This is a genomic window from Ottowia sp. (genome assembly GCF_035325765.1).
Taxonomy (GTDB): Bacteria; Pseudomonadota; Gammaproteobacteria; order Burkholderiales; family Burkholderiaceae_C; genus Ottowia.
Genome location: NZ_DAOKZG010000091.1, coordinates 1 through 5437, shown reverse-complemented (window position 1 = coordinate 5437; position 5437 = coordinate 1). Strand labels below are relative to the sequence as shown.

The following is a 5437-nucleotide window of genomic DNA, read 5'->3' as shown; positions in this document are numbered from 1 at the left end:
ACGACCTCGGCGTCAAACCGGGTACCCTGCATGCCGCGGTGCTGCGTTCGCCGCATGCGCACGCGCTGCTTGGCGCCATCGACACCGCCGCTGCCGAGCGCGCGCCGGGCGTGCGCGCAGTGTTGACCGGCAAGGACATCGCCGACTGGTCGCGTCCGTTCGTCGTAGGCGTCAAGGCACCGATGGAAATGTGGGCGCTGGCGACCGACCGCGTGCGCTTCGTCGGCGATCCGGTGGCGGTGGTGGTGGCCGAATCGCGCTACCTGGCCGAGGATGCGGCAGATCTGGTCAAGGTCGCGTACACGCCGTTGCCAGCCGTCACCACGGTCGATGATGCGATCCGTGACGACGCCACCGTCCTGCACGAAGGCGTCGGTTCCAACGTCGTCAGCGACCGCCATTTCCGCTATGGCGATCCTGAGACCGCTTTTGCTCAGGCGGCCCATGTAATCGAGATCCAGACCCGGTATCCGCGCAACTCCTGCACCCCGATCGAAGGATCGGTGGTGGTCGCAGAATACCTGTCGGACGAAGAAGGCTACGACGTCAGCTCCAACTTCATGGGGCCGTTCTCCCTGCACACGGTGATGGCGAAGGCGCTGCGCGTGCCCGGCAACCGTCTGCGCCATCGCACCTTCCGCGATTCCGGCGGCAGCTTCGGCGTCAAGCAGGCCGTGTTCCAGTACGTGGTGCTGATGTGCCTGGCGGCGCGCAAGGCGCGCGCGCCGGTGAAGTGGGTCGAGGACCGGCTGGAACACCTGGTGGCCCTGACTTCGTCGACCGGGCGCCAGTCGACCCTCAAGGCCGCGGTACAGGCCGATGGCCGCATCACCGCGCTGGCCTACGACCAGTTCGATGACTGCGGCGGCTACCTGCGTGCGCCCGAGCCGGCGACCTTCTACCGCATGCATGGCTGCCTGACCGGCGCCTATGCGATCCCGAATCTGCTGGTGCGCAACCGCGTGGTGCTGACCAATAAGACGCCGGCCGGGCTGGTGCGCGGCTTCGGCGGCCCGCAGGTGTATTTCCAGCTCGAACGCCTGATGCAGCGCATTGCCGTGACGCTGGGTCTCGATCCGGTCGAGCTGTACCGCCGCAATTTCATTCCCGCCGACGCCTTCCCTTACCGGGCTGCGGCCGGCGCGCTGATCGACTCCGGCAACTACCAGCATGCGCTGGAACTGGTGCAGGAAGAGGGCGGACTGGCCGAACTCTACGCGCGGCGCGACAAGGCGCGCGCCGAAGGGCGGCTGTACGGCATCGGCTTTGCCGCCATCGTCGAGCCCTCGATTTCCAACATGGGCTACATCTCGACGGTCATGCCGAAGGAAGCCCGCGCCAAGGCGGGGCCGAAGAACGGCGCGATCGCCTCGGCGAGCGTGAGCATCGATCCGCTCGGCAGCGTCAACGTCGTGATCGCTTCCGCGCCGGCGGGGCAGGGGCACATGACGGTGTGTGCGCAGGTCGTCGCCGACGCCCTTGGTCTGCGCCCGGAGCAAATCGTCACCAACGTCGATTTCGACACGCAGAAGGACGCGTGGTCGGTCGCAGCGGGCAACTACTCCAGCCGCTTCGCCGGCGCAGTTGCGGGGACGGTGCATCTGGCGGCGGTGAAGCTGCGCGACAAGCTCGCGCGCATCGCCGCGCCGCAGCTCGGCTGCGCTGCCGGGGAGGTCGTGTTCGAAGGCGGCAAGGTGTACGCGCAAGGCCGTCCGGAAAAAGCATTGCCCTTCGCGCGCATGGCCGCGAGTCCGCACTGGGCGCCCGGCCTGCTGCCGGAAGATGTCGAGCCCGGCCTGCGCGAGACCGCGTTCTGGAGCGCCGAGCAACTGACGGCGCCGGACGACGACGACCGCGTTAACACCTCGGCTGCCTACGGCTTCGCCTTCGACGTCTGCGCGGTCGAGATCGACCGCAACACCGGCCGCGTGCGCATCGACAAGTACATCACCACGCACGACGCCGGCAAGATCCTGAACCCGGCGCTGGCCGACGGCCAGATCCGCGGCGCCTTCGCGCAGGGACTGGGCGCGGCGCTGATGGAGGAATTCAGCTACGGCGAGGACGGCAGCTTCCAGTCCGGCACCTTCGCCGACTACCTGGTGCCGACCACCTGCGAAGTGCCGGAGCCGACCATCCTCCACATGGAAACGCCGTCTCCGTTCACGCCGCTCGGCGCCAAGGGACTGGGCGAAGGAAACAACATGAGCACGCCGCCTTGCATCGCGAATGCGGTCGCGGACGCGCTCGGCGTGGCCGACGTGCGCCTGCCGCTGACGCCGTCGAAGGTGATGGCCTTGATCGGCATCGACGATCCGCCGCCATCGAAGCCGCTTGCCGCATCCGCTGCGGCGCCGGCGGGCAAGAGCGGGAAGGGCGGCAAGTCGCTGGCCGCGCAGGGCGAGGTGCGCCTGCCGGCTCCGCCGGAAGCCGTGTTCCGGGTCCTGCTCGATCCGGTCGCGCTGGCCAAGGTCATCCCCGGCTGCAATGCGCTGGAGCAGGTCGGCGAGAACCGCTACCGCGCGGACGTGACGGTCGGCGTCGGCATGATCAAGGCGCGCTATGCGGCCGAGGTCGCGCTGTCCGAGCTCGATCCGCCGCGCAGCCTGCGTCTGGCCGGCTCCGGCCTGTCGGCAGTCGGCAGCGCCAGCGGCAGCGGACTGGTCATGCTGGAACCCGACGGCGACGGCACGCTGCTGCGCTACGACTATGCGGCCGACGTGTCCGGCAAGGTGGCCGCCGTGGGCAGCCGCATGCTGGAAGGGGCGGCCAAGATCGTGCTGAATCAATTGTTCGAACAGCTCGGCCGCGAAGCCGGCGGCGAGGGCGCCGCAGCGGCGAGGCCGGGCCTGTGGAAGCGCCTGCTTGCGCTGTTTGGAGTGAAGCGATGAAGCCGCAGGCATTCGATTATGTGAAGCCGGACAGCGCCGACGAAGCGGTCGCGCTGCTGGCCAATTCCGGACCCGAGGCACGCATTCTCGCCGGCGGCCAGTCGCTGATGGCGGTGCTGAACATGCGCCTGGCGCAGCCCAGCCTGCTGATCGACATCTCGCAGGTGCCGGACCTGAACTATGTGCGTATCAAGGATGGGCAGATGGCCATCGGCGCGGCGGCGACGCAAGCCAGCGTCGAATGGCGGCCCACGCTGGCGCAGGAAGTGCCGCTGCTGGCGCAGGCATTCCCGCACATCTCGCATTTCCAGGTGCGCAACCGTGGCACCGTGTGCGGCTCGGTCGCGCACGCGGACCCCAGCGCGGAGCTGCCGTTGTGCCTGCTGACGCTGGGCGGGCAGGTCGTGCTGCGCAACCGCAAGGGGCGGCGCGTGCTGGCGGCGGAGGATTTCTTCCAGGGCATGCTGATGACTGCGCGCAATCCGGACGAATTGATCGAGGAAGTGCGCTATCCGCTGGCGGCCGCCGGCCACCGCTATGCCTTCAACGAGTTCTCGAATCGTCACGGCGACTTTGCCATCGTCTCCGTTGCCGCCACGGTCGGCCCGAAGGGCATCCGTTTCGCGGTCGGCGGCGTGGCGGATCGCCCGCGCGTGAAGGCATTGCCGCTGCTTACCGGCAGCGATCTGGAAACGGCGATCAACGATTTCGCCTGGGAGCTGGAAGCGCGCGACGACCATCACGCATCGGCCGCGTTCCGGCGCCAGTTGGTGCGCCGTCTTGGGCGCGAAGTGATTGAAAAGGCGATGGCATGAAAAAGCATGTGAAGAGCGAGCCGGCGGTCATCCGTCTGACGCTCAACGGCCAGGAGCGCAGCGGAAGCTGCGAGCCGCGCACCCTGCTGTCCGATTTCCTGCGCGACGGCCTGGGTGCGACCGGCACCCACGTCGGCTGCGAGCACGGCGTGTGCGGCGCGTGCACGGTCCGCATCGACGGCGTGGCCGCGCGTTCCTGCCTGACGCTCGCCGTGCAGGTGGACGGCCGGCGCGTCGATACCGTGGAAGGACTGGCTGGCGGCAAGGATGCGCTGTCCGACCTGCAGGAAGCCTTTCGGCGCAACCATGCGCTGCAGTGCGGCTTCTGCACCGCCGGCATCCTGATGTCCTGCGCCGACTACCTGGAGCGCAAGCCGGACCCGAGCGAGGAGGAAGTGCGCGACATGCTGTCCGGCCATCTGTGCCGCTGTACCGGTTACACCAACATCGTCAAGGCCGTGCTGGAGACGGCCGCCGCGCGCCGCGCAGCCCGCACGGCAGATACGAACGCATAAGAGGAGAACAACATGCTGGATCTGGGACGGACCTTTCTGCAGAGCGTCGAGCGCAGCCCGCATGCGCTTGCGATCATCGACGGCGAACGCCGCCTGACCTATGCGCAATGGTATGAGCAGATCCTGCGCACCGCCACGGGCTTGCGCGACATGGGAATCGGACGCGGCGACCATGTCGTCGTGATCCTCCAGAACCGTTTCGAAATGGCCACGCTGCACTGGGCCTGCCAGTTCCTCGGCGTGATCGTCACCCCGCTCAACTGGCGCGCCAAGCCGGAAGAGGTCGACTATTGCGCGACCGATGCGAAGGCCAAGGCCATTGTGTTCGAGTCGATCAGCGCGGAATCGGTTGCTGCCAGCATGGTGGCCCAGGGCCTGCCCCGGATCGCCGTCGGCGGCGCGACTGGCGGGACGATGGCGTTCGAGCAGTTGCTGCGGAGCGCGCCCGATGCGCCGATCCTGGAAGCCTCGGCGGAAGATTATTCGCTGATGCTGTATACCTCGGGCACGACCGGCAAGCCGAAGGGCGTGCCGCGCCGCCATCGCGCCGAACGCGCGGCGGCGCTCGCGCACGTCGCGCAGAACCTGTACCGGCGCGGCGAACGCACGCTCGGCGTGATGCCGCTGTACCACACGATGGGCGTGCGCTCGCTGCTGGCGATGGCGATGGTCGACGGCCTGTTCGTGTGCGTGCCCAAGTTCGATTCCGGCTACGCGCTGCGCTGCATCGAGGAAGAGAAGATCACCTGCCTGTACCTGGTGCCGACGCTGTATCACGACATGCTCGCCCACCGCGAGCAGCACGGCGCCGACGTCTCGTCCGTGACCAAGCTCGGCTTTGCCGGCGCGCCGATGCACGATGCGCTGCTCCAGCGCCTGAACGAGGTGTTCAAGCCCGAGCTGTTCGTCAATCATTACGGTTCGTCCGAGGTCTATACCTTCAGCATTGACCAGGACGCGACCAGGAAGCCCGGCAGCGCCGGGCGTGCCGGCATCAACACCCGCATCCGCGTGGTCAAGTTGAGCGCCGAGACGCCGGACGATCTGGCCGCCGTCAACGAGGAAGGGCAGATCATCGCCGAACTCGCCGGCGACGAAGCCTTCGAGTCCTACTGGAACCGCCCGGACGCGAACGCCAAGTCGATCCGCAACGGCTGGTACTTCACCGGCGATACCGGCTATTTCGATGCCGATGGCGATCTCTTCGTCAGTGGTC

General features: G+C 67.8%; 4 protein-coding genes. All 4 read left to right on the top strand.

The window, feature by feature from the left end; all coding sequences use genetic code 11:
- On the top strand, positions 1–2891 hold a 2891-nt coding region (locus PKA16_RS15585; RefSeq protein ID WP_324404571.1), incomplete at its 5' end, for a molybdopterin cofactor-binding domain-containing protein.
- Positions 2888–3706, top strand: coding sequence for an FAD binding domain-containing protein (locus PKA16_RS15580; RefSeq protein ID WP_324404568.1), 819 nt, complete (start codon positions 2888–2890; stop codon positions 3704–3706). The genes PKA16_RS15585 and PKA16_RS15580, both read left to right, overlap by 4 nt.
- Positions 3703–4221 carry a (2Fe-2S)-binding protein gene (locus PKA16_RS15575; RefSeq protein ID WP_324404566.1) on the top strand — a complete coding sequence of 173 codons (519 nt, stop codon included), beginning with the start codon at positions 3703–3705 and terminating at the stop codon, positions 4219–4221. Before PKA16_RS15580 ends, PKA16_RS15575 begins: the two co-directional genes overlap by 4 nt.
- A gap of 12 nt (positions 4222–4233) precedes the next feature.
- On the top strand, positions 4234–5437 hold a 1204-nt coding region (locus PKA16_RS15570; protein ID WP_324404564.1), incomplete at its 3' end, for an AMP-binding protein.